Below are 529 nucleotides of genomic sequence, written 5' to 3' on the forward strand. Positions count from 1 at the left end.
GTGGTGTGGGTGATGTGTCGGTGACTGCGGTTGCTGTGATTGGTATGGCGTGTCGGCTTCCGGGTGGTATTGATTCCCCGGAGGGGTTGTGGGAGGCGTTGCTGCGGGGTGACGATCTGGTCAGCGAGGTGCCGCGGGATCGGTGGGACGCCGAGGAGTATTACGACCCTGAGCCGGGGGTGGCGGGTCGTTCGGTGTCGAAGTGGGGCGCGTTTTTGGATGATGTGGCCGGTTTTGATGCGGAGTTTTTCGGGGTCAATGAGCGTGAGGCGCGCGCGCTTGATCCGCAGCATCGGTTGTTGTTGGAGACTTCGTGGGAGGCCATGGAAAGTGCCGGTCTGACCCCGCAGGGGTGGGCCGGTTCGCCGACTGGGGTGTTTATGGGGTTGACCCATTTCGATTACCAGTTGGTCGGTGCTGATGCTGCGGAGATGGCCGGGCCCTACGGTTTTCAGGGCAACACGTTCAGCATGGCCTCGGGGCGCATTGCCTATAGCTTGGGTGTGCATGGTCCGGCGTTGACGGTGGA

General features: G+C 62.2%; 1 protein-coding gene. It reads left to right on the forward strand.

Annotated features, from left to right (window positions below):
• Positions 1-5: 5 nt before the first annotated feature.
• Positions 6-529: beta-ketoacyl synthase N-terminal-like domain-containing protein (locus AC5Y2L_RS28575; RefSeq protein WP_499940101.1), on the forward strand; the 524-nt coding region annotated here is incomplete at its 3' end.

This window comes from Mycobacterium sp. NGS66 (genome assembly GCF_059812225.1).